We start from the raw sequence: 23,722 nt of genomic DNA, 5'->3' as shown, positions 1-23,722 counted from the left end.
TATCGGCCTGACTTTTGTATAAAAAAGCGATTTGATTTCAGGAACTTATTGTTGCCTCATTGCAGCAACAACTCTATTTCTCCCGTTTCTTTTGGCGTTATTAAGCGCTGCATCTGACTGTTTTACAAGTTGATCGATTTGAGTAGTTGTTTCAGGGTAAGAATTAAGCCTGAAGTTGGTCCTCCTTTTCGAGGGACCTAACTTCAGGCTTGTATTAAGTTCATCCATGCGTGGCGCACATCGTAAGACTCCCACTTCTCCAAGTGGGAGTGGTTCCCATATTAACAACTATTACTATAGCAACCGCATTTAACTCATTAATTAATGTCTTTCGATTAGCATGCAGCACACTCAGAACAAGCTTCCTCCATTTTTCCTGCAAACAACGTTGTACCTTGTTTAGTTAGTTCTTCAACTTTCTCTATAATAGCATCCAGACACCTGAAAATCTCATTCGAAAGAACTTCAGCCTGTTGATACAATTCCAGAGCCGTAGACTGCTGTTTTTTATTAACAACGTCAATCACGCGTTCACCAAGTTTATGAAATTCATCATGAACAGCATCAATCGCTTTCCACTCATCTTTAATAGCTGGATGGGTTACATTCATTGATTGATAGAAATGACCAAAAGCACACTTAGCTGAATTCGTTTGCAAAGGGTAAACGACCATTTCCTCCGCAATGCGCTTCAAATTTTTCAGCCAAGCATCATGGGCAATTTTAGCTTTTTGGATGTTGTCTAAAAACTCATCGTTCGTCATTGCATTTACTGTTCCATGTAAAGACTTCATTTGCTTTTTCACAATATCTGAAAGCTGCTCGTCAATTTGAGAGATTTTCTTAGCATAATCTGCGCTTATTATAGCATCTTGATGAATTACTTGGGTCATTTGAGTAAGCTTTTCTGCTTCTCGGCTGGAAACATCCATTGCTTGGTTAATTTCCTGCGTTGAAGTCCTAATTCCGTCCATAGCCTCACTTATTAGCTGCACATCAGTAATCGTAGTTTGCAGCATACTAACATCTTGTTCCATAGTACCCGTAATTACTTCAATTTTATTACTCATCTTTTCCGTTAAGGAAATAGTATTATCCATACTTTGTTTGCCCTCTTGAGCCGCTTTCTGGATGCTTGCCATAAAATTTTTCATGCCTTCAAGGCTCTGCTTGGTATTGTCGGCAAGTTTCCGTATTTCTTCCGCGACGACTGCAAATCCTCTTCCGTTTTCACCTGCCCTAGCCGCTTCTATCGAAGCATTTAAAGCCAGTAAATTAGTCTGTTCTGCGATCTCTCCCACTCCATGCACAATCTCGTTTACCTTATTGGCCATATCAACTAATTGATCAACCTTTTCGCTCATAATACCAGCGTCAACCATAACTTCTTCTTTTAACTGGTTAACCTCTTTTAGTTCCTGAAGACTGTTTTGATTACCCTTTACTAACTGTGCCGATGCTTCAGATAGTTGAGAAAGAGTTTCCGAAGTGTTTTGCACGGTATTATTAACTTCCGACATTCCAGCATTTGTTTCCTCAACAACCGCTAAATTTGATTCACTAAGGACAGACATTTCCTTAGCAAAATCAATTAATTTGCTTGAAATATGCGACATATCAACATCAAAACTGCTTAACGATGCGGTAATTGATAAAAGTTCTCTTGTTGAGGCCCCCATTTGTTTTTCATTATCAAAAAGCCGCCGAAAATAGTTTAAAAATGATATATGAATCGGATATTCAACCTTTGGTTCCTCGACCTTCAAGCCATTTAACGTTTTTTCCACGTATTTAAGAATATAGTCCGCTTCGTAACAAGGTTTTTTGGAGAAAATAGGCAAACAAAACATCTCCTTTTCTATGATTTACCAAATCTGATTAATTACTTATTTGCATTAATTTTTTATAATACTCTTTTTCGATTCTACGTAATTCCGTGGATTTCCTCTAAGATCTGAAAATTTTTTACATAAAAATAACATAACCGGAACGTTTGTACACGTTCCGGCATTTTCCAAGCGTTTGAGCGCTCATCAAGTTCTATACATAGTGGGAATATTTTTAAGGCAAAAAAATATGGCGGTTAACATTAAGAACGTTGAACTTTATTAAGATCACTTGCAAGATAACCCTTACGACTCATTGAAAGAAACGCTGCAATAAGAGCAACAACACCTCCAATAATCATTACCGTATGATAAGCAGAAAGAGATGCACTAACTTGTTGTACAAGAGTTGGTTTTGTTAACCCAGTCAATATTCTATTTTGGCGTGCGTCAAAGACTGAAACGGCCAGTGTTGTACCTACCACCATGCCTACGTTACGAACTAGAGCATTCAACCCTCCGGCAGTACCCAGCATGTGCCTGGGAACAGCACCCATTACACTGCTGTTATTGGGCGACTGAAACATTCCCGAACCAAGGCCCATGAGAATTGTCCCAATCATAATGTACCAAAAAGGGGACTTGATATTTAATGTCGCCAGAAAAAAAAGGCCAATACCAGTAATTACAAGACCACCGGTTGTTAAAAAAACCGGTCCGATTTTATCCGACAGATAACCGCTTGTTGGAGCAATAATTGCCATAACAACTGGAAACGTTGCCATCAAAAGTCCAATTTTTTCCGGAGACCAATTGAAAGAGTGCTGGAGAACAAAAGGCATTAACATAGTATTGCAAAATGTCGCTACAAACGACAAGAAGCCCGAAATATTGCCAATGGCAAACGGCTTTATTTTATAAAGTGAAAGATTAATCATTGGCGCTTTAACTTTTTGTTCAATAACAAAAAATGAGATAAGAAGAATAAAGCCAGCTATAATTCCTAAAAGGATGGGAGCAGAATACCAACCATAGTCTTCACCATTATTAATTGCAAAAAGGAGAGCGACCATCCCAATAGAAAAAAGGAAAGCGCCATAAACGTCGAAAGGCTCACGCTCTTCAGTTGGTTTATCATCAGGTAAAATGATTTGTGAAGCAATAAAACCAATAATGCCGATTGGAACATTAATGTAAAAGATATATTCCCATCCCACTAAACCTACTATTATTCCCCCCAAAGCTGGTCCGGTTAAAGAGCCGAGAGCAACAGTAGTTCCTGTTAATCCAAGTGCTCGTCCACGTTCATGTGGTGAAAAAGCGGCAACTGTAATAGCTTGAGAGTTTGCCATAAGCATTGATGCTCCAAGGGCTTGAAAGACGCGAAAACCGATTAACATAAAAACGTTTGTTGATAAGCCGCAAAGTGCTGAACCTACAGTAAAGATAATAAAACCAATTGAAAAAATACGTTTTCGGCCTAATATGTCTGCCAATCTTCCGAATATTGGCAAGAGGCTTGAGATAGTTAATAAATATCCTGTAACAACCCATTGTAATGTTTGGAGGTCTGTTTTAAAGGCAGTTGATATTGTTGGTAAAGCAACATTTACGATACTTGAATCAAGCGTAGACATAAATGTGCCAACTGATACCGTCAGGAGGATAAACCAGCGAATATTGGGATGTTCTCTTATGCTTGCTGCTGCCATACTAAAACCTCTTTCTTACTTCATTTGAAGTTAGATTACCCCAAATACTGAATCTATAATGACAAACCCATATGTAGAAGGTACTCAGCTTTGGTTCTATTTTTTGTTTACCTCCATTTCTCAAATTATTTATTCTTTATGTACTTACTATAGTTATAATACACGAAAAAGGTATGTTTACAAAATCATACCTTTTTCGTGTGGATAAAGAAAAGTACCTCTCCCCCCTTGTTCTAAAGAGTCAAAGTACTTCAGAATGGTTGAAAGATTAGTACCCATCAGCGATGGTTAATTAACCGACCTATAAACGCAAGCAAGACTTATCAGGATAACTAATCGATCCATTTACGGCCAAACCAGTTTGGCCAGGGGGTTTTCTTCTCTTCGAGAAGGTCAGAGCGAAAAATAAGCTTATTGCAGCCATAACTATTAGAACCATAATTTTATCAATTAAATATGGAAGGCCTAAGTTTTTTACAGTGAGCAAACGAAACCCTTCAGCCATCCAAGTATAAGGCATAAGGCGAACTAATTCATTGATGATCTTCGGTATATGAGTACTGGGCCAAGAATATCCCGAACTTACAAAAATGGGGACTGAAATCAGCATCAGGTATCTCGTTACTAATAAAGAGTTGGGAACGTAAACGGAAACAACAAAGCCTGCCGAGACAACAATAATGTCAAAAAGCAAGCCCAAGAGAACAATCAGACCCACCGAACCTTCGATCTTGACATTAACAAAACGCACTGCAACCCACATCACTAAACCATAGTTAAAAAAGTTGGCAATAAAATAGGGCAGAGCTTTACCCAAAAAGATCTTCCCTGGCGAAACGGCGGAACAAAGAAACTGAACCCAAGTATGCTGTTCTTTCTCCCGAGTCACCGTCAAACCAATGCCAAGCAAACCGATCTGCTGAAAAATCATAAGAGCTAAGCCCATATAGATGAAGGTAGCATAACTTAAGGTTGGGTTGTACCAGATCTGCATACTGTAGGATACTGTATCCATAACGTTCGTGATCTCTTGTTTCGTCATGCCTAAACCACTGAGGTAAGCAGCAGTATGATCGGCACTGAAGGTATTAAGAACTTGTTGCAAGTACTTGCGAATATTAAACCCATAGATGAGATTAGACCCATCATAAATCGTCAAAATCTGAGTGAGTTGATGCTGAGATAATTTCTGAGCATAATCTTCAGGTATTACAACGCCTGCTCGAACCGAACCGGTTTTCATTCCCGCTTCTAAGTCTGTATACGTTTTTACTTCCGGAATGACTTTAAAATTTGGGGTATTTTCAAAAGCAGAAACAACAGCACGGCTTTCCTTAGAATGATCAAGATCAACAATCCCAAGAGGTACATGCTGCAGAATACCTGAAACGTAGACGAGGCCAAATAACGAGGCGTAGAGAAGCGGTACTAGAAAGATCATCAGGAAAAGAACCCGCTCCTTTAAGATGTGCATCATTTCGTAGTAAGCAATGTTTAAAATCTGTTTCACATCATATCCCCCCCTTAGGCAAAAGATTCTCAACCATAAGGCGTAAGGCCGCTGCGCTATAGAAAAGAACAGCCATCAATCCTAAAGCCAAATAGTAGTGACTCATAAATCCCCAGCCCGGATTCTTAAAGGTCAAATAATTTATCCCTTGAAAAAACCAGGTTTGAGGAAGGAGCCAAGCCGCATGCTGAAACCACTGCGGCATGGCTTCGAGGGGCCAGGTGTAACCCGAAATTACAAAAGCCGGCAAAGCAATAATCATTCCATAGCGTGTAGCATTCACAGCGTTTCGCGAAATACTCGACATCATCATGCCAAGACTATGCAGGGCAATAGTAAAAATCAAGGTGAATGACAATAAATTCAACCATCCGCAGGCCAGCGGAAGCTTAAAAACTACAAAGGCCAAATAATAGAGCGGTAAAACAACCAGCATAAAAACACCTATGTGAACCAGTGATTTACAGAAAAAAAGCACGGCTGAAGATATTCCGGAAGTTTTAATTTGAAGCCAGCTGCCCAAACCATTCTCCCCGATAATAGTCATACAGGCAGCGAGGGTCAAACATTGCTGCCAAATATTTAAGGCAAAACCTAAAACCGTAAAATAAGCGTAATTCAACGTTGGATTAAACCATGCTTCTTCTGGAAAAGTGATGGACTGATAGGCCTCTTGGGCTTGATTGGCCTGAATTCCCTGGGCAATTAGAGTTTGAATCCCCACTTGGGCCCCAAAAGTTCTTGTCACAGTCAAAATGGCGCTGGAGGCATTGGTAGCATAAGCCATATTCATACCGTCAATAAATACTGCTACCTTAGTTTGCCGATGTAAGGCAACATTTTTGCCAAAGTTCTCGGGAATGACAACCCCAACAATAACTTCTCCCCTTTTAATGGACTCCTCCAGTTGAGCAAAACTGTCAAAATAGGCTGCTGCCTGTAAATTTTGAGTATTTTTCAGCTCACTAACAACTTGCCGGCTTGTGCTGCTGTTATCCAGATCTACGATCCCCGTTGGTATATCACCTATTCGTTGATAGCTATAGACACCTGCAAACAGCAGCAGACCAAGTAAAGGACCAATAAACAAAATATGACGCAAGCTCTTGTCCCGCCACATATAGAATAGTTCACGCTCTAGAACTGCACGACACTGTTTAAGCATGACAGCGACCACTCTGTTCTGCGTAATATTTCTCCTGCCTGTCCCATTCCGCTTGGGCTTCTGGCAAATCATAGAGGGTTATAGTTCCGCCCTCTAACCAGGCAACTTTGTCTATATAATCACAAATAGCCAAAGTACTAATTGAGCTCACACAAGTCCCGCCTGCTGCTAAAAATTGTTCCAGCTCTCTCAAGATAAGATTGCGGGAATGTAAATCGATATCTTTCATAATTTCATCAACTAGTAATAATTTCGGTCGATTAAGCATTGCACAAGCCAAGGAAAGCCTTTGCAGAGCACCTATGTCTAAAACTGCTGCCGGTTTAGAGAGAAATTCCTGAAGATTAAATCGTTCAATCATTTCAAGAACATTAGCCCTTGGTGCCTTCTTTAGAGCTGCAATGAAATCAAGATTTTCAACGACAGTCATATCACAAAACAAACTGTTTACTTGAGTCACAAGTCCGATATCGCGTTTAAATTTCTCGGTTTTTCTAATATTATAGCCATATATTTCTATCTGACCGGAAGAATAACGATCAACTCCCGCTAAAATATGTATTAGAGACGTCTTGCCCGCTCCTCGAGTGCCAAAAATACCCAAACACTCTCCGGCCATGATTTCAAAAGTGATTCCATTTAAAAGGGGTTTGCGGCCAATTTTCTGTACCAGATTATTAACCCTAATTACAGGCTCCATGTTTACTTAGCCCCCCCCTCTACGATCTTAACTTTTGCCGTCATCCCTGTCTTTAAGGCCAAATCCTGATTTGGCAAATTAATCTTAACTTCAAAACTTTGAATGTCATGTTCGTACTGGTCATTTATCGCTTTTTTTACTGCAAATTCTCCGGCTCCATTGATTAAAACTACCTTTCCTTTAAATACCCGGTTCGGATAAGCATCCACTGTAACGTCTGCTTCCTGATTTAAATGAACACGTCCGATTTTAGTTTCGCTAATGTAAATATTCACATATGGATTTGCTAAATCCGTGATTTCATAAACAGGAGTACCGGCATTTAACATTTCACCGGCCTGAAGGTACTTTTTAGTAATATAGCCGGTCAGCGGGGAAAGCAAATGAGTATCGTTAAGATAGGCTGTCGCTTTATCCACTGCTCCGCTCGCTTGTTTAACCGCACCCTGAGCTGCCTCATATTGCGCCTGGGCGATTGTTACATTGCTCTGTGCTGACATGGCCTGTTGAAGAGCAGCTTGAGCTTCCTGAAGCTTACTGTTGGCCAAATCATAAGCATTTGTCGCATCATCCAGCGTCTTCTGCGGAACAGCTCCTCCTTTAAACAGCTCTGTAGCCCGGTCATAGGATAGTTTAGCATCTTTAACACCTATTTCTGCTTGGGCTACTTTAGCTTGAGTCTGAGCGATCGTGCTCTCAACTTGCTGCTTTGTCAAAGGAACCGCATCTGCCGCTCTCTGAGAGTCCTCCTGAGCAGCGCTATAAGCACCTTGGGCGGTGACAACATCGGAACTGATTTCTTCACTTTCCAAGGACGCTATTTCCTGTCCTGCTTTTACTTGACTGCCTTCATCCACCAATGTTTTGGCTAATTTGCCTGGAACCTTAAACGAAGCCATCACATCCGTAGCTTCAATAGTGCCTGTCGCCGTCAGACTCTGTTGTTCATCAGCCAAAGCGACTTGATGTTTGTAGAAGTACTGATTAAAAATAACCAGACTTCCCCCGATAATTCCCATGAACAAAATGAAAATACCTAGTTTTTTGAAATTAATTCTTGCTAAAGCATCCATCACTCTCTATTCCTCCTCATGACTAAAAATTCCATCAAAAATCAGGGCCAATATATGCCGTAGTCTTACCTCCAGCATTTTTTCAGAAAGTAAATCTTCCTGCCAAAGAGGCTGAACAATCTCACGTCTGTTAAAATAAACAAGACACAAAGCCTGCACACTTACAATCACCTGACGAATATCCGTATCCGGGCGAATGAAATTTCGTTTGATGCCATCCTTAATAATGTCACCGAACTCTAATTCAACAAGATCAAAGAATTGCGGAATTACCTTTTTCGCAAACCGACCGCCATTAAGTGCTTCCCAACTGGTAAGCCGTACAAAGTCCTCATTCTTAGCCAAAAAGTAAAAGTAAGCCCTCACTGCCCGCGTAACATTTTCTTTTGGGTCATCAGCTAATATAAAAGCATTTTTGCTTAAAGTATAGATTTTTTCATAGTTAAAACGTAAGACTTCTCCATACAGGTCTTCCTTACTGCCATAATAATGATAGAGCATACGTTTGTTAATTCCCGCATCCTCCGCTATTTCATCAATTCGTGCACCATCAAGTCCTTTCTCTGCAAAGATTCTTGTAGCAGAATCTAAAATCCGTCCTCGGCTCTCTTCAGAACGCTGTCCCCGCCCATCGACCTTCTTAAAACCTTTTTCTTTAGCACCCATTATCCATTGTTTCCCCCATTAGAATCAAAAAGTATGTAACCAGTTAGTTACTTATGTATTAAAGATTATTTTAATAGGTTTGCAATTATTCGTCAAGGAAGTTTATGGTAGGTGTGATTTTATATATTAGTCTGGGAAACCAGATATTGCAAGATACATCGCTTACTACATTATAAAAGTAGTTTTGCGATGCTTCATTTTTTATTGGCCAATATTGCCAAAATCCAAAAGTAGCAGTTTTGAATTTTTTACGTATTCTATTTTCAAACCAAAGACTTCAAGTTAGCTAGAGCTAACCTAGTTAACCAGAAGAATAACATAAGGAGGTCACCTAAATGCTTATCCTATACCCCTGCTCTTTATCCTTAAAATCTATTTTACGTCTTTAATCTTAATAAAATCATTAAACGCTTGTTGCCAGGACGGATTCGCTTTAATGAAGTCCACCAGAGTTTTAATGGCATCAATCGTTGCTATTGAAAGGTAGTGCTCCATTGCTTCAGCCTCAGCAGCAAAATTGCATTGGCTACATATGAGGGCAAGGAACTCCTGCAATAATTGGTTTCTCGCTACTAAGTAGTCCCCAAACTCTTTTCCCTTATCGGTAAGCTTGATCTCTCCATATGGTTCGTATTTAATATAGCCCTCATCTCTCAATTTGTAGAGGGCTTTAGTAACTGATGGTAAAGCAACGTTAAGCCTTTTACTGATATCCGAAACCCGAACAGTGCTTTGGCTTAAGGAAAACCGATATATCTCCTCCAAATAATCTTCCAAGCTGGGTGTCAGCACACACGACACTTCCTTTGATAGCCTTGTCCCTATAACCTTATACACTTTGAGTCCTTGTCGGACTTAGGGTTAAAGCATTCTCTCTATATTTATGCCGGTCAGGTATAGCAGTATGTTTTTTGGATGAACAAATTTCGATACGAATGTAACATGGGAGGTAAAATAATGAGTGAAGGGTTCAATTTATCCAGACCATCGCTTTCATTGCCATTATCGCTGCCAAAAGAAACTTTTGCGGCAAAAGCAAAAAGTATGCTCAAATATATTGGTCCGGCATTTATTGTAAGCGTTGCCTACATTGATCCTGGTAACTTTGCCACAAATATCAGCGGAGGTTCAACGTTTAATTACAGCCTTATCTGGGTCATTCTTTGGAGCAATTTAATGGCCATTTTCTTACAAAGTCTTTCGGCGAAGTTAGGCATTGCTACTGGTCATAACCTGCCAGAGATGTGTTCGAAGATTTACTCCCGGAAAATGAATTGGTTCTTTTGGCTCGAAGCGGAATTTGCTGCCATGGCAACAGACCTTGCAGAGTTTCTGGGCGGAACATTGGGATTGTATCTACTCTTTAAGATTCCCATGATTTATGCCGGTCTCCTCACTGGTGTACTTACGTTCTTGATTGTCTATATGGAAAAATACGGGCAAAGAGTTGTCGAGTGGATTATTGGCACATTAGTATCAGTTATTACTATCGCTTACACCCTCGAAGTTTTTTTGGCCAAACCGGACTGGTCGCAGGTAGGCATCCATACTCTTGTCCCATCGCTTCCCAATGGTGAGGCTGTCTTAATTGCCGTTGGAATGCTTGGCGCAACAGTAATGCCGCATGTAATCTATCTTCACTCACAGTTAGTGCAAGCCAGAAATAGGGATAAAACAGAGGAAGAGAAGCGAAAACACCTGCGCATGGAGAGAATTGATATTGCCATCGCCATGAATATTGCCTTTCTTGTCAACGCTGCTATGGTTGTCGTCGCTGCAGCAGTATTTTTCAGGAATGGCATGGCTGTAGATACTATTGAAGAAGCGCATAAATCCCTGGAACCTCTTCTGGGAATCCTATCCAGCGGCGCTTTTGGAATCGCCTTACTGGCATCTGGTTTATCCTCATCTGCAGTGGGTACAATGGCCGGACAAACCATTATGAAAGGTTTTGTTGGGCTAAGTATCCCTGTCAACATACGGCGGCTAATAACTATGACGCCTGCGTTACTCATCATCGCTTCAGGTGTTAACCCTATGTATGCTCTCGTCATGAGCCAAGTTGTTTTGAGCTTTGCCTTACCATTCGCTATTGTCCCGATGCTGATGATTACCAGCCGCAAAGACTTGATGGGTAGTTTCGTCAATAAACCTCTTACCAAAATAGTAGGCTGGATAATTACTAGCCTTATCGTAGGATTAAATTTAGTTCTGCTTTACCTGACGTTCACGGGAAATGTATAGCAAGCAAGGTATGGGAACCACTCCCACTTGCAGAAGTGGGAGTCTTACGATTGGATAAATAAATTTCCCAAATTAAAAGGGCCGGAGAATCCACTCCGGCCCATCGTATGCATTTACACCTTTTTAAGATTCTACCTTATTCTTATCCGGTCTTTAGGCTCCCACTTCTTCAAGATGAAATGGTACCCCGGACCATCTTCTTCGGGGTGGGATCCCCACCGTATCGAAATTCAGCTTTGCTAGACAAATTACTTTAAAAAGCTGAAATATAACAATACGAGAATCCCCAAAACGATCCTGTAATATCCGAATGGTTTGAAATCCCTCTTGGAAATGTAATTCATAAAACCTGAAATAACGAATAAGGCAACGATAAACGATACTACGAAGCCAATTGCCAGTAACAACAACTGATCTGCAGTCATACCAAAACCTATTTTTAAGAGTGAGTACCCTGATGCCGCAACCATCGTGGGAATAGCAAGGAAAAAAGAGAATTCTGCAGCTACAAGTCTCGAAGAACCCAAAAGCATCGCTCCAATAATCGTCGCTGCGGACCTTGAAGTCCCTGGTATCATGGCCAAACACTGAATAAAACCAATGCTCAAGGCTGTCTTATAGCTTAATTGTTTAATAGAACTGATTTTTCCACCGGTGTTCTTGCTTTCAATAACGATTAAGATAATACCGCCAATAAGTAAAGCTAAGGCAACGACCATCGGCGTAAATAATTTGTCTTCAATGCGTTTTCCTAAAATTGCCCCAATAAACAAAGCAGGCAGTACTCCAACAATGGTCTTTTTCCATATGTCCCATATTTCAGCTTTTTCCAGTCGCGATTTATGCCTTCCAAAAGGGAAAAGCTTATGCCAAAAATAGACAACGACAGAAAGAATAGCGCCAAGCTGGATAATTATATCAAACATTTTGGCAAAATTTCCGGTAAAATTAATAAATTCGTTGACGATAATTAAATGACCGGTAGAGGAAACCGGTAAAAATTCAGTAATCCCTTCTACTATGCCTAAAATAACCGCTTTAATCATCAAACTCACCTTATTGTAGCCTCCTTTTTATACACTCTCTAAATCATTTGACAAGCTCTCAAACAAGTGAACCCGTTCAGCTAAACTTAACATCGGGGCTTCGGTGGGGGACCATACCCACTTGTAGAAGTGGGTATCTTACGATTGGATAAATCTAGGATTATTATGACTTTACTTACCCAAATTTAGGGGTATTTCTTGAATTCATTATTTCTACATTCTACATAAATTCCATCACTATTGTTAAATTGACATTGAGTAACTTATTGACTGAGGTCAAATTCACACGTTTTGAAATTCTCCGGCTTCTACTCCTTTCTAACGTTACCTTTATGTAATACCTATATATCTTACCACTTTTCCAGTAAAAATTGCTTTAAAATATTAGTGATATGTGCCTAAAACCATCAAGAGCAACCGGCTGATATTGCTGCCATCATAATCTGCTCTCCTGTGATTAACCGAAGAGAGCCGTATAAGTTGATTAAAAACGGATCAAAATGCTATTAGGGGTGAGACGTAATAAAAATCCGAAAGATAACGAGTAATAAATACCCATGCTTTCGGATACTTTTAGCTGAAAGATCAACATCTTCTTTTTAAAGTGAGAGGTATCTTAATTATGATATTTATCACTCTCTAAAACAAATCTCATAGGGCTATTAAGATTTTTGCCGGCATATTTTAATGGGTTATTACCACTTCCATTATAAACTAGATGTATTAAGTGACAATTAAATTCTTGTAAAAGGAACGTGAAAAAAGCTATATTAAGGATAATACTATTCCAATTAGTGCAGCTGCAATAATCAAATATACAGGATGTAGCTTTGTTCTTATTAAAATAACAAAAGCAGCTATCATTAAAATGGTACTTCTAATATCAAGAATATTTCTGCCACCTATAATGTGATTACTGATCGCAAAATTAATGGCCGCAAAAATAATAACGCCTATGATAGCGGGCCTTAAGCCATAAAATGCAGCTTTAAAATTTCGATGCTCCTGCACTTTGGCAAGTATCTTCCCTATAAAAAGTATAACTAGCAGCGAAGGTAAGGTAAGCGCAATTGAGGCGATCAAGGCGCCCCATAAACCATCTATTTTGAAACCAACTATAGCCGCTGTATTTGTAGCAATGGGTCCCGGAGCCATTGCTGAAACAGCAACCGAATCTGTTAACTGACTCGTGCTCAGCCATCCATGGGTCTGCATTTCTGTCTGCAAAAGCGGCAGCATAGCATAACCGCCGCCGAAAATCACTATCCACAACTTGGAAAAGGCCACAAACACACTTTCATACATGCTCATTTTCTTTCACTTGCCTTCACTAGAGATACAGGACGGTTGAGCTTTATCCTAATGTTCACAAACACAATCCCTAAGATAGCTCCTGAAACAATCACAACAAATATCAAACTTTTATGATATAGAAGGGTCACAATACTTAAGACAGTAATGGCTAGGCAAGTCTTATCTATCAGAGACACTTTGCTCATTTTAAAGGCAGCTGAGGCAATCATTGCAACTACTACAGGTCTTATACCTTGCAATGCAGCTTGAACATAAAAGTTATGTTGGTAGGTAATCAACATAGCTCCAAATATAACCATGATAGCAAATGTAGGCAAAATTACTCCCAAAAAGGCGGCAATAGCTCCCATAATTCCTGCGACTTGATATCCGACTAGTGATGCAGCATTAACTGCTATAGCCCCAGGCAATGATTGAATAATAGCAAAAATATCGATGATTTGTTCTTTATTCACCCATTTCTTTTTATGCACCACTTCTTCTTCCATGATAGGGATCATCGCAAAACCTCCGCCAAATGAAAGCGGTGATATTTTAAAGAAGGAAAAAAAGATTTCCAATATGAATTTAAAGTTAATTCTTTTCTTTTCCAATGATAAACTCCCCTTTCCAGCAATCGAGGAAGCAATTGAACTTCCCAGCAACTATGAAATAAGAGAATAGGAATTCTTTCACTAAACCCAAAAAATTTATTGCCAAGAAAATTAGGGCAACCTTATTAGATCTTCTAGAATCCTCATAATATTTTGTCATGTAATTTTTAATATTACGAGTCTAAAAGAAAACCGTAAATAAATTCCGAAGAGAGGTTTTTAATTAAAAGGGTTGGTACCTTGGATTTTGCCAAAATTTCTTGTGAAAAGCTGCCAACTTTAGTTCTTTTAAATTTTGAAAATCCTCGTGTTCCGATAATTATTAAATGAAAGGCATTCTTTTCTGCATAATCAATAAGAGCCTGAACTCTTTCTGACCTGTTTGATTTCTCGGAAAAGCAAGTATTTAAATATAATATCTGATGCTGTACGTCTTGTTTTCGTTGCAAAAATATATTGTTTGTTTGATATAATAATTTTTCATATTTTTTTATGGTCTCATGATCTGTCTCATTAAGAATCTTTTTGAGCCACTTCGGGTCAGGACTAACGGCCCATCCTTCTAACCAATTAAATTCTGCACCCGAAGAGCAGGACCAATAATATTTAATACACTTTACCCTTAATTCTTTCCAACTATATTTTACGCCTAATGGACCTCCATCTTTTTCTTGAAGTCGGAGAATCGTCAAATTCATTTGTGGAGAATTTTGTAAGAGATTTGCAGCATAAGCTGCTGCTGATAGGGCTTGATATGAGCCATCAGAATAGAGAAGAACTTTTAGTTTATTATCCATTTTCTATACCTCTTCATATAGAAACTCTTATAAAGTTTACTTTATGCCTGTATTTTCCATATTTATTGCTATGATTCTGAGGTTAATTATTATTTATTGAATTTTAATAAATAAGCACCCCCTCTTTTTAACTTTTGTCCGTTTTTTTGATAGACAATTATAATTATTTGATTTAACAAAATTATACTGTGATAATCCTTTCAAAGGTAACTAGTAAATTCAATGGTTTTACTATAATATTCCCCTGAATTGACCTAGGAAAAATACTAGTTACAAAACATTTATATAAAAAAACAAAAAGCAGACATAAGTCTGCTAGGGATATTAGGTTCGAATTTTTTGATCTTCTATTAGTTATATTCAAAAGCTTTATTCAACCAGGCCGTGACGTAATGCATATTGAGCTAGAGCGACCCTGCCTTTGATGCCTAATTTCTTCATGATCCGTGCACGATGAAAATCCACAGTTTTTGGACTGATTTTCAGGAGTTCTGCAATCTGGCGGTTGGTGTACCCACGAGCTAACATAACAAGAATCTCTCGCTCTCTCTCCGATAGTTGCCTATAATCCGTTTCAGTACCATTTTTTACGTCCTGACAGTACTCAGCCAAAATTGTTGAAGTTACATTTGAATCAAGAAATGACTTTCCTTGATGAACTGCACGAATAGCCATAACAAGTTCATCAGCGGCTGCTCGTTTCAAAACATAACCCTCTGCCCCTATTTTTAGTGCCGGCTGAAGATACTCTTTATTTTCATGCTGAGTAAGGAGAATAATTTTCGTCATCGGTGCAGTCTCTTTTATGCGTCTTGCCGCACTTAACCCATCAACGCCTGGCATTGCAATATCCATAAGAACAACCTCAGGCTGAAGTTCACGAACAAGTAATAAGGCCTTTTCTCCTTCTTCTGCTTCTCCAACTACTTTAAAATCCGGTTGCATCTCCAAAAGGACACGGATACCCGCACGAAAAATTGTATGATCATCTACCAAGAGGAGTCGAATCGTTTCCAAACGAGTTACCCTCCTTTCTAATTTCTCTCTGTGACAATTCAAGGTCGACAATTATTTCAGTTCCTTCACCTATATTGGAGGTTATTGTAATCGTTCCCCCTAATAAACCAACTCTTTCGCGCATTCCTAAAAGCCCGAGATGCCCTTCGTTATCAGTCGTGTTCCACATTTCTCGACTCGAGAAACCCTGTCCATCGTCGTTGATCGTCATCCTTAACCTATTGCTCTTTTGAGTTAGAATTAGCATAACCTTATGTGCTTGAGCATGCTTAAAAACATTACTGATGGCTTCTTGAGCAACGCGGAATAGTGTTGTCTCCGTTTCAGTTGGAAAGCGGCTGTCGATACCCTCCGTATGTAACTCGAACTCCACTCCTCTGGGGCTCAGACGACTTTCGGCATACCAACGCAAGGCAGGTACTAAGCCAAGATCATCTAAAATAGTCGGCCTCAAATCATACACGATATTGTGCAATTCTTTGACAACCTGTCCAGCAATATTACGAACTTGCTCTAAAAAATATATACCCTTTTGGTGATCATTAGGGAGAATTTCTTCTGCTGTTTTCAAACCAATCGTGATCGCTGCTATCGACTGAGTTGTTTCGTCATGGAGCTCCCGGGCAATCCGTTTTCTTTCCTCTTCTTGAGCAGAAATAACTTGATGCCATAGCTTTTCCAAAAGATCTTCACGCTCTCCAAGTTTTTGCGATAATAGGGACAGTTCTTGATTGCGCTTTTGCAGTGCCTGAATAGTCTCTTTAAGCTGAGATGTCATTAGATTAAAACACTGGGCTAAGTGTCCCACCTCATCTTTGCTGTTGAGGCGAATTTCACCGTCTAGATTTCCTTCTCCAATTCGAACTGCCTGCCTGCTTAAAGTTTCCAAAGGGCCTGTAATGAAGCGGCTCAAGACTAGAGCAGCCAGATTCCCTATTATTATACCGATCAGCGTCAATAATGCTATCATCCAAGAAATATTTGAAATAGGCTGAAGCAAAGCGCTCTCAGTCAAGCCGATATGCAATTCAATACTATTTAGTCCCCTCACTAAGGGCACGCCGGTATCTAATACCACGTTACCATTAATATTTAACAGTTTAGTGACATATGTATGGCCTTTCGCCAGCGGATCTGCTAGGACTAATCCCCCCGGAAACCCTTGCTGAAATGTATCGATCTCCGAACCGTTATCTCTATTAAGAATATAGGCATACGCTATATATTTATTGCTATCTATTTGGTTCTTCAAAACACTTTTGACAGTTAACAGTTCTCCGTCCAAATACTGATCTGCAACATTGCTCGAAGTATTATTAGCTAATACAACTCCATTTTGTTCAATACTGCTGCGCACCGCGCTTTTTACAATACCGTTAATTGCGATTATAGTCACCAGGCCCATAACAACCACAATTCCTGATGTCATATAGATAATTTTATGACTAAGCCGCATCTCAATTCTACCTCTCATTTGGCTTGGTTTAATTGATGTTTTAATTAAGCAGACCAAATTTCTTAATCCAAGGACGATAAACAGCATAAGGGTCTCCTTCCAGTGCAGCAAACCCTTTGGGCATTTCTGAGTTATTCCATTGGTATAGGCCATCACGGTCTTTCCCTTGAGGTTGAAAATTAAGTAAGGCTTTTTGGACGGCAGCCGCTGTTACCGAATCGATTCCGGAAGCAACCGCTATACCTCCGCTTGGGAAATAATCAGATACCGCTATAATCTTCACTAAGCCTTGAGCAGCTAGTTTTTCTGCTAAAGTATCCTGCAGTGCCGCAGCGTCAAAACGGCCGCCAAGCACTGCATTCGCCGCATCCTCATAAGATTGAAAAGACTCAAAAGAGGCTAAATCGCTTAGATCAATCTTCGCTTGTGCAAGCATAATTCGTGGAATAAGATATCCTTGGGTTGAAGTCCTGGAACTGAAGGCTAATGTGCGTCCATGCAAATCTTGAATTTTATTAATAGAACTATCACGTTGGGTGACAATCATTGTGCGATAACTTGAAGTTCCGTTCTCAGTGATTCCAATGACCAAGCTCTTGACTCCATACTTTTCAGCACGAAGTACACTCAAGGGGCCTATAATTGAAAACTGAACCTGTCCTTCGCCCATTTCTTTGGCTATATCTACATTTTGAGGGAACACCCTTAATCTAAAATTATACCCTGTTTGTCGCTCTAGGTAATTCAATAATGGTGTGTATCGTTTGACATCCTCACTGGGACTTAATCTCCAATCAAAACCAACATAATAATAATTAGTTTTAGACTTAACCATTTGTTTCAATTGATCCGCAGAAACAGTTTTTTGAAGATCAACTTTAATAGGATTTGTCTTTTGACAGCCGACAACAAATAGCACCACCAGGAGAGTTAATATCGTTGCAAACCACAATTTTTTTCGCAGCATTTATTGTTTTCACCTCTCTCAAGTATTTAGAGTATAACATGTCTATAGCATCAAGGAAATTCCAAACCTTAAACATACTTGTCAGAGAAATGAAAAAAGCCACCTTAGATCAAGACGGCGACTCCTTTCAAGCAGTATAACAAGATTTAACTTTTCTTTTCTTACTTATAACTGTAACCGTTTGTCCAGAGCACGATACTGTATAGCTTCAGCCAAATGCTCCGGACGTATAGCGGCGGAGCCTCCGAGATCGGCAATTGTACGAGCTACTCTTAAAATCCGGTCATGAGCTCGAGCACTTAAGCCCTGTCCATCAAAAACCCGCTGCAAAAGGGCCTCTCCTCTTGGAGTTAAGCGACCAAATTCCTTACTTTCCTTCGCAGTCACCTCGGCATTAGTTTTTGCGGGTCCAAGCCTGGCCCACTGTCTTTCCCGAGCAGCTATCACTCGCTTTCTCACCATTTCCGAGGATTCTTGGGAACCGCTGACCTTCCTTAATTCCGAGTAATTCAGCCGTGGCACTTCAATATGCATATCAAAGCGATCTAAAAGGGGGCCGGAAATCCTCCCTCGATAGTTTTGAATCTGCAAAGGCGTACAACGGCACTCTCTGGCTGGATCACTAAAAAAACCGCAGGGACACGGATTCATACTAGCAATGACACTAACGTGAGCGGGATAGGTAATACTGCCTGATTGACGTGATATTGTCAATTCCCGGTCTTCCAAAGGCTGGCGAAGACATTCTAAAACTTCACGGGAAAACTCAGGCAGCTCGTCCAGAAATAGAACACCATAATTGGCAAAGCTTAATTCACCCGGGCGCAAATCACGCCCTCCGCCAATCATCCCGACTTTTGTAATGGTGTGGTGAGGGCTGCGAAAAGGGCGATACTGAACTAAAGAACCATTGCAAGGCTGCAAGCCACAGACGCTGTAGAGCTGCGTTACTTCAAGGCTCTCACTCTCGCTTAATAAAGGAAGTATTCCTGAGTAGGCCTTGGCGAGCAGTGTCTTACCCGATCCCGGCGGACCCACTAGAATAACATTGTGGCCCCCTGCCGCTGCAATCTCCAAAGCCCGTTTTACATGTTGCTGTCCGTGAATATCTGTCCAATCAACCTGACTTCCATGAGCTATTTCTTCGCCAGGAGATCCTTGAGGTATCCCTTCATCTTCAAAATCATGGTCACCCTCTAAAGCCGCAATGAGTTGTTTTAAGGTTGAGGCGCTGTGGGTTTCTAATCCTGTCACGAGGCGGGCTTCGGCCAGATTCTCTGGAGAAATTATCAGGGAGAGCTCCCTTGTCTTCCTTGTCGATTCTGATTCATACTGTTGATTATCCCGATACAGTGAAATAGCCATGGTTAACACGCCTGGAACGGGCCTTAAAGATCCCTCCAAAGACAATTCTCCTGTAAATACATAATGATCCAGGCAGGCGCCACGGTATTGATTTGTTGCTGCGAGAATCCCAAGGGCAATTGGCAGATCAAGTCCTGATCCCTGTTTCCGCAAATCTGCCGGAGCCAAATTAACCGTGACCCGCTGTAAGGGAAACTGGTAACCTGAGTTTCGTATCGCAGAGCGCACTCGGTCTCGAGCTTCTCGAACAGCAGTGGTTGCTAACCCTACGATCTCAAAGCTAGGTAAGCCGTTAGACACATCAACTTCTACTCGAATTAAGTGAGCATGTAATCCTAAAACAGTCATTCCGTAAATTGAAGCGAACATCACACTCTCCCCCAAAAAGGCAATAGTAAAATGTTCGCTCCAAGAGTCTTTATTCCTTCCAGAATAATCAAAAAAATACATCTTATTCTAAGGAGGGGCCATTGAAATCTTTGGGCAATGTTATTAGGAAGGTCGTCCCTTTTCCCATGTCGCTTTCCACTTTTATCTGTCCTCCATGAGCTTCTACAATTTGACGAACTATCGCTAAACCTAGTCCCATTCCTCCGTCTTTTCTAGTGCGTGCTTTATTAACCCGGAAAAAGCGATCGAAGATATAGGGCAGCGCTTCGCGCGGAATCCCCTCTCCTTCATCTTGGATAGCAAATCGGACATGATTTTCATGATCTTCAAAAAGTACCCGAACCGTTTTACCCTGCGGGGTATGGCGCATTGCATTGTCCAAAAGATTAATAAATACCTGTAAAAGGCGATCTGGATCCGACATGACTTTTCCCGAACCTTTGGCGACTTCCAACGTTAAGCCTAAATCTTGAGCTCTGCCCTGAAAACGTTGGTAAACTTCACTTAGAAAGCTCTCCAGATCTAAGACAACCGGCTGTAAACTCTGTCCCCGCTCCAGCCAATTAATGTCTTGCAGATCTTTAACTAAACGGGCTAAACGTTTCGCTTCTTCCAAGACCAAGTCAATATATTCTCCCCGTTCGTTCTTAGGTATCACATCATCCTGGATTGCCTCTAAGTACCCTTGAATAAGATGGAGCGGAGTTCTTAGTTCATGGGTGACACTGGCCAAAAATTCACGTCTTGCCTTTTCCGCCCGCAGTGAGGCAGTTATATCGCGAAGAACGGCAACATGTCCTCGAAATCCCTCTGTCTCTGTCATAGGCGCCATGATTACCTGAAGGACTTGAAGCCCTAACGTAAGAGTTCCGTAATTTTCAGCTTGCTCTTCGGTTTCTCTCATAGCCTGCAAAAAATTAATAATTTGAAGTTTCCGATCTTGGAGTTCCACCTCTTGCTCTTGCCATAATGCTTTTGCCGTGTCATTGGCATAAAGTATCGACCCATCACAGCCTAACATGACTACGGCATCACTAATACTTTCAATAATACCCTGAAGCAGGTTTTTTTGCTGCGAAAGCCATTCCATATGGTTTTTTAAACTTTCCCCCATAGAATTGAAAACTTCAGCCAGTTCTCCAATTTCATCTTGACTGGTTACTCCCTGGATCGGCAAAAAATCGCCTTTTGCCATTCTCGAAGCACTTCGTTGCATCAAAGCAAGAGGCCTCGTTACTTGCCTGGCAAAAATGAGGCTGACTATCGTGGCGAGAAACACTGCAATTAAGGACGCATAAACAATCAAGCGCCGAAAGGTTGCGATACTTTCTTGGATAGGAATTGGTGAACTGCCCAGCAAAACAACGGCTTGCACTGGTTTTGCTCCGACAGGTGCTGCCGCTATGAGCATGGCTTGACCCTCCCCGCTGGCGGGCAGAGCTTTAATCGAGATGGTATTGCCGGCAAGGACTTGCGCTAAATTGTCGTCGGAAAAAAAATCAGAAGGGAGCAAGGATCGCGTCCAGCCCCCAAGTAACCCATTAATCTCGCCGATAGGTCCTCTAAGTCCAATTCCTTGATTTTTACTTGATGTTGATCCCGCGATCACAAGGATATTTCCTTGAGGATCAAGTAAAACCAGCTGGGTGCCTGAAGTAAGTTTAAAGGTTTCCAATAAGCTTAAACGTTCACTCCAGCTAGGAATCGAAGCTAATTGGGCCGAAACTTCTGTTGCTTCAGTTTGAAGAGAATCAAGTTTTTGGTGCAAATAGAAATCCCCGAACAGCCAAGTAATAGTAACTCCTAATCCTCCCAGGACAACAAGAATCAAGAGTGTCATAGCCATCCAAAGTTTTATAGAGATGGTCCAAGAACGCCGTTTTCTCCATTTCATCAGGACACCATATCCGGATCAAATTTATAACCAACACCCCATACTGTAACCAGCATTTTTTTAATAGTAGGATGGGCCAATTTTTCCCTTAATTTTTTTACATGGGTATCCACTGTACGAGCATCTCCATAAAAATCATATCCCCATACCGTTTCCATGAGCTGCTCGCGGGAAAAAACTCTTCCCCGATTTTTGGCGAGAAAATAGAGTAAATCGAACTCCAAAGGGGTTAAGTTTATCACCTCTTCGCCAATTGTGACGCGATGCCTTTCTTTATCAATGTTGAGCAAGCCAATAGTTATTTCCGAAGAAACTGTATGCAGCTGACCGCTGGACCGGCGCAGAAGTGCCTTAACTCTGGCGACTAATTCTTTCGTACTGAATGGCTTGACTAAATAATCGTCTGCACCCAGTTCCAAGCCTAGGACACGATCAAACTCTTCCCCGCGTGCCGTCAGCATAATAATGGGAATCCCTGAGCTTTCGCGTATTTCACGGCAAACCCGCCAGCCATCAACATCAGGCATCATTAGATCAACAATTAATAAAGAGAATTGGCCTGCTTTAAATTTAGACAGGGCAACACTGCCATCCTCTGCCTCTTCAACAGAGAACCCTTCCCGTTCAAGGTACAATCTAACCAAACTACGAATTCGTTCTTCATCATCAACAATTAGAATTGGATCCACGTTATAACTCCCCTTTGAAAACTTGATGCAAGATTTTTCTTGGGTATTCATTTTTAGTTTACCACGTTATCATGGTTATTTTGTGAAAATTAGATGAAGAATATTATAAAGCTCCTTTTATCCACATAAGATCCGGATTATCTCCCAGCCATCGTATGGCAATGACATCGATTCGCATTTCCGGCCAGTTTGCATACCCTTGCTGCAGGATATAATAAGCTGCTATTGACCTAAGACGCTGTGCCTTCTGAGAGGTGATGCTCTCCTCGCCCCATCCCCTATACGCGGAACTGCGAGTCCGCACCTCAATAAACACTAATGTCTCTTGATCTTCGGCAATAATATCCATTTCTCCTTTTGGGCAGCGATAGTTCCGCTTAAGGACTCTTAATCCTGATGCTGTCACAGAATGAACAGCCAATTCTTCCCCAGATCTTCCCAAGCTATTTTTCTTGATTCCGATGATAATTCACTCCTTTCAGAGCGCAATATCATGTAATTCTTTGTCCTTGATCGGAAGTCCTTTCTGCAAGTCCTCTCAAAACAAATTCTTAGCGGCCACCTGGCCTGCGGCAGGTTAGATTTGCTTTCTGAACCCACGAAAAAAGAGGCTCTCAGAATGACTGAGAACCTCTTAAATGATAATACAGGGAACAGAGCCCAAATAATGGTGGACCTTAGTTCCTATTGAACTAAACTTTGTGCTGCCGCTATAGCCATTTGGGCCAAGGGAGTTGGATAAATCCCAATAGCGATAGTAATAATCATCGTGAATAACATTGTGAATTTGACTGCCCCATGAACAGGAATATCAGGAAGTCCTTCACCCTCTCCAAGGAACATGACTTTAACAACCGAAAGATAATAATAAACGGACACCATACTCATGACAAAACCGATATAGGCGATCGCTGTATAGCCTTGACCCATGACGGCAGAGAAGAGATAAAATTTCCCGACAAACCCTGCCAAAGGCGGAATCCCTGCTAAGGACAACAAGGAAGCCGTCATAACTACTGCTGCCAGGGGAGACCTGCGAGCCAACCCGGCAAAATCCTGAATTTCGTCGCTGCCTTGTTTTTCGGAAACATGCGTCGCCACGGCAAAGGCCCCCATATTAGCAAAGACATAAATCATCGCATAAAAGAGTACGCCTTTGACACCGGGAATTGACTCGGAGATGATGCCAACCATCAGATATCCTGCTTGGGCAATACTCGAATAAGCAAGAAGCCGCTTAATATTCGTCTGCGGTATGGCGACTAAGTTCCCGATAATCATCGTCAGGGCTGCCAGAA

21 protein-coding genes are annotated in these 23,722 nt (G+C 40.9%); 1 reads left to right on the top strand and 20 read right to left on the bottom strand.

The features are described 5' to 3' along the window. Positions 1-335: 335 nt before the first annotated feature. From B5Y67_RS01140 to B5Y67_RS01105, 8 genes are all read right to left on the bottom strand, one after another. Positions 336-1,850, bottom strand: a complete 1,515-nt coding sequence (locus B5Y67_RS01140; RefSeq protein ID WP_140419030.1) for a methyl-accepting chemotaxis protein — start codon at positions 1,848-1,850, stop codon at positions 336-338. 239 nt (positions 1,851-2,089) lie between these two features. Further along, a complete protein-coding gene (locus tag B5Y67_RS01135) occupies positions 2,090-3,538 on the bottom strand; it encodes an MFS transporter (RefSeq protein ID WP_088224756.1) in 1,449 nt (482 codons plus the stop codon). 301 nt (positions 3,539-3,839) lie between these two features. Continuing rightward, entirely contained in the window at positions 3,840-5,048 is a 1,209-nt protein-coding gene (locus B5Y67_RS01130) for an ABC transporter permease (RefSeq protein WP_088224755.1), read from the bottom strand. A 1-nt stretch (position 5,049) separates the two neighbouring features. Then, on the bottom strand, positions 5,050-6,213 hold the full coding sequence (locus tag B5Y67_RS01125; protein ID WP_088224754.1) for an ABC transporter permease: 1,164 nt from the start codon (positions 6,211-6,213) through the stop codon (positions 5,050-5,052). Then, positions 6,206-6,913: an ABC transporter ATP-binding protein gene (locus tag B5Y67_RS01120; RefSeq protein WP_088224753.1), complete on the bottom strand. Its 708-nt coding sequence runs from the start codon at positions 6,911-6,913 to the stop codon at positions 6,206-6,208. The genes B5Y67_RS01125 and B5Y67_RS01120 overlap by 8 nt, the downstream gene beginning before the upstream one ends. A 2-nt stretch (positions 6,914-6,915) precedes the next feature. Continuing rightward, positions 6,916-7,986 carry an efflux RND transporter periplasmic adaptor subunit gene (locus B5Y67_RS01115; RefSeq protein ID WP_088224824.1) on the bottom strand — a complete coding sequence of 357 codons (1,071 nt, stop codon included), beginning with the start codon at positions 7,984-7,986 and terminating at the stop codon, positions 6,916-6,918. 6 nt (positions 7,987-7,992) lie between these two features. Further along, positions 7,993-8,652, bottom strand: a complete 660-nt coding sequence (locus B5Y67_RS01110) for a TetR/AcrR family transcriptional regulator (protein WP_088224752.1) — start codon at positions 8,650-8,652, stop codon at positions 7,993-7,995. A 372-nt stretch (positions 8,653-9,024) separates the two neighbouring features. After that, positions 9,025-9,444, bottom strand: a complete 420-nt coding sequence (locus B5Y67_RS01105; RefSeq protein ID WP_088224751.1) for an iron dependent repressor, metal binding and dimerization domain protein — start codon at positions 9,442-9,444, stop codon at positions 9,025-9,027. 165 nt (positions 9,445-9,609) lie between these two features. Here B5Y67_RS01105 and B5Y67_RS01100 point away from each other — a divergent pair, with 165 nt between their 5' ends. Beyond that, positions 9,610-10,896, top strand: coding sequence for an Nramp family divalent metal transporter (locus B5Y67_RS01100; protein WP_088224750.1), 1,287 nt, complete (start codon positions 9,610-9,612; stop codon positions 10,894-10,896). Between the two features lie 248 nt (positions 10,897-11,144). On the opposite strand, the gene B5Y67_RS01095 is transcribed toward B5Y67_RS01100, so the two are convergent. The 12 genes from B5Y67_RS01095 to B5Y67_RS01040 form a co-directional block, all read right to left on the bottom strand. Beyond that, positions 11,145-11,951: an undecaprenyl-diphosphate phosphatase gene (locus tag B5Y67_RS01095; RefSeq protein ID WP_088224749.1), complete on the bottom strand. Its 807-nt coding sequence runs from the start codon at positions 11,949-11,951 to the stop codon at positions 11,145-11,147. 756 nt (positions 11,952-12,707) lie between these two features. Then, positions 12,708-13,253: a chromate transporter gene (locus tag B5Y67_RS01090; RefSeq protein ID WP_088224748.1), complete on the bottom strand. Its 546-nt coding sequence runs from the start codon at positions 13,251-13,253 to the stop codon at positions 12,708-12,710. Next, on the bottom strand, positions 13,250-13,849 hold the full coding sequence (locus tag B5Y67_RS01085) for a chromate transporter (RefSeq protein WP_088224747.1): 600 nt from the start codon (positions 13,847-13,849) through the stop codon (positions 13,250-13,252). The genes B5Y67_RS01090 and B5Y67_RS01085 overlap by 4 nt, the downstream gene beginning before the upstream one ends. A gap of 173 nt (positions 13,850-14,022) precedes the next feature. Further along, positions 14,023-14,646, bottom strand: coding sequence for a universal stress protein (locus B5Y67_RS01080; RefSeq protein ID WP_088224746.1), 624 nt, complete (start codon positions 14,644-14,646; stop codon positions 14,023-14,025). 369 nt (positions 14,647-15,015) lie between these two features. Continuing rightward, positions 15,016-15,663, bottom strand: a complete 648-nt coding sequence (locus tag B5Y67_RS01075) for a response regulator transcription factor (protein WP_088224745.1) — start codon at positions 15,661-15,663, stop codon at positions 15,016-15,018. Beyond that, a complete protein-coding gene (locus B5Y67_RS01070) occupies positions 15,632-17,119 on the bottom strand; it encodes a sensor histidine kinase (protein WP_170932545.1) in 1,488 nt (495 codons plus the stop codon). Before B5Y67_RS01070 ends, B5Y67_RS01075 begins: the two co-directional genes overlap by 32 nt. Before the next feature lie 40 nt (positions 17,120-17,159). Further along, positions 17,160-18,086 (bottom strand): phosphate/phosphite/phosphonate ABC transporter substrate-binding protein, encoded by a 927-nt coding sequence (phnD, locus tag B5Y67_RS01065; protein WP_088224743.1) that lies wholly within the window; start codon positions 18,084-18,086, stop codon positions 17,160-17,162. A 165-nt stretch (positions 18,087-18,251) separates the two neighbouring features. Beyond that, positions 18,252-19,820 (bottom strand): YifB family Mg chelatase-like AAA ATPase, encoded by a 1,569-nt coding sequence (locus B5Y67_RS01060; RefSeq protein WP_140419029.1) that lies wholly within the window; start codon positions 19,818-19,820, stop codon positions 18,252-18,254. Between the two features lie 82 nt (positions 19,821-19,902). Then, a complete protein-coding gene (locus B5Y67_RS01055) occupies positions 19,903-21,735 on the bottom strand; it encodes an ATP-binding protein (RefSeq protein WP_088224742.1) in 1,833 nt (610 codons plus the stop codon). Continuing rightward, a complete protein-coding gene (locus B5Y67_RS01050) occupies positions 21,735-22,424 on the bottom strand; it encodes a response regulator transcription factor (RefSeq protein ID WP_088224741.1) in 690 nt (229 codons plus the stop codon). The genes B5Y67_RS01055 and B5Y67_RS01050 overlap by 1 nt, the downstream gene beginning before the upstream one ends. Positions 22,425-22,527: 103 nt before the next feature. Further along, a complete protein-coding gene (locus B5Y67_RS01045; protein ID WP_088224740.1) occupies positions 22,528-22,887 on the bottom strand; it encodes a YraN family protein in 360 nt (119 codons plus the stop codon). 221 nt (positions 22,888-23,108) lie between these two features. Beyond that, on the bottom strand, positions 23,109-23,722 hold a 614-nt coding region (locus tag B5Y67_RS01040; RefSeq protein ID WP_282432740.1), incomplete at its 5' end, for a proton-conducting transporter membrane subunit.

This window comes from Desulfosporosinus sp. FKB, from assembly GCF_002196705.1.
In the GTDB taxonomy this organism is placed as follows: domain Bacteria; phylum Bacillota; class Desulfitobacteriia; order Desulfitobacteriales; family Desulfitobacteriaceae; genus Desulfosporosinus.
The sequence above is the reverse complement of the archived record's forward strand: the minus strand, read 5'-3'. Positions and strand labels throughout refer to the sequence as shown.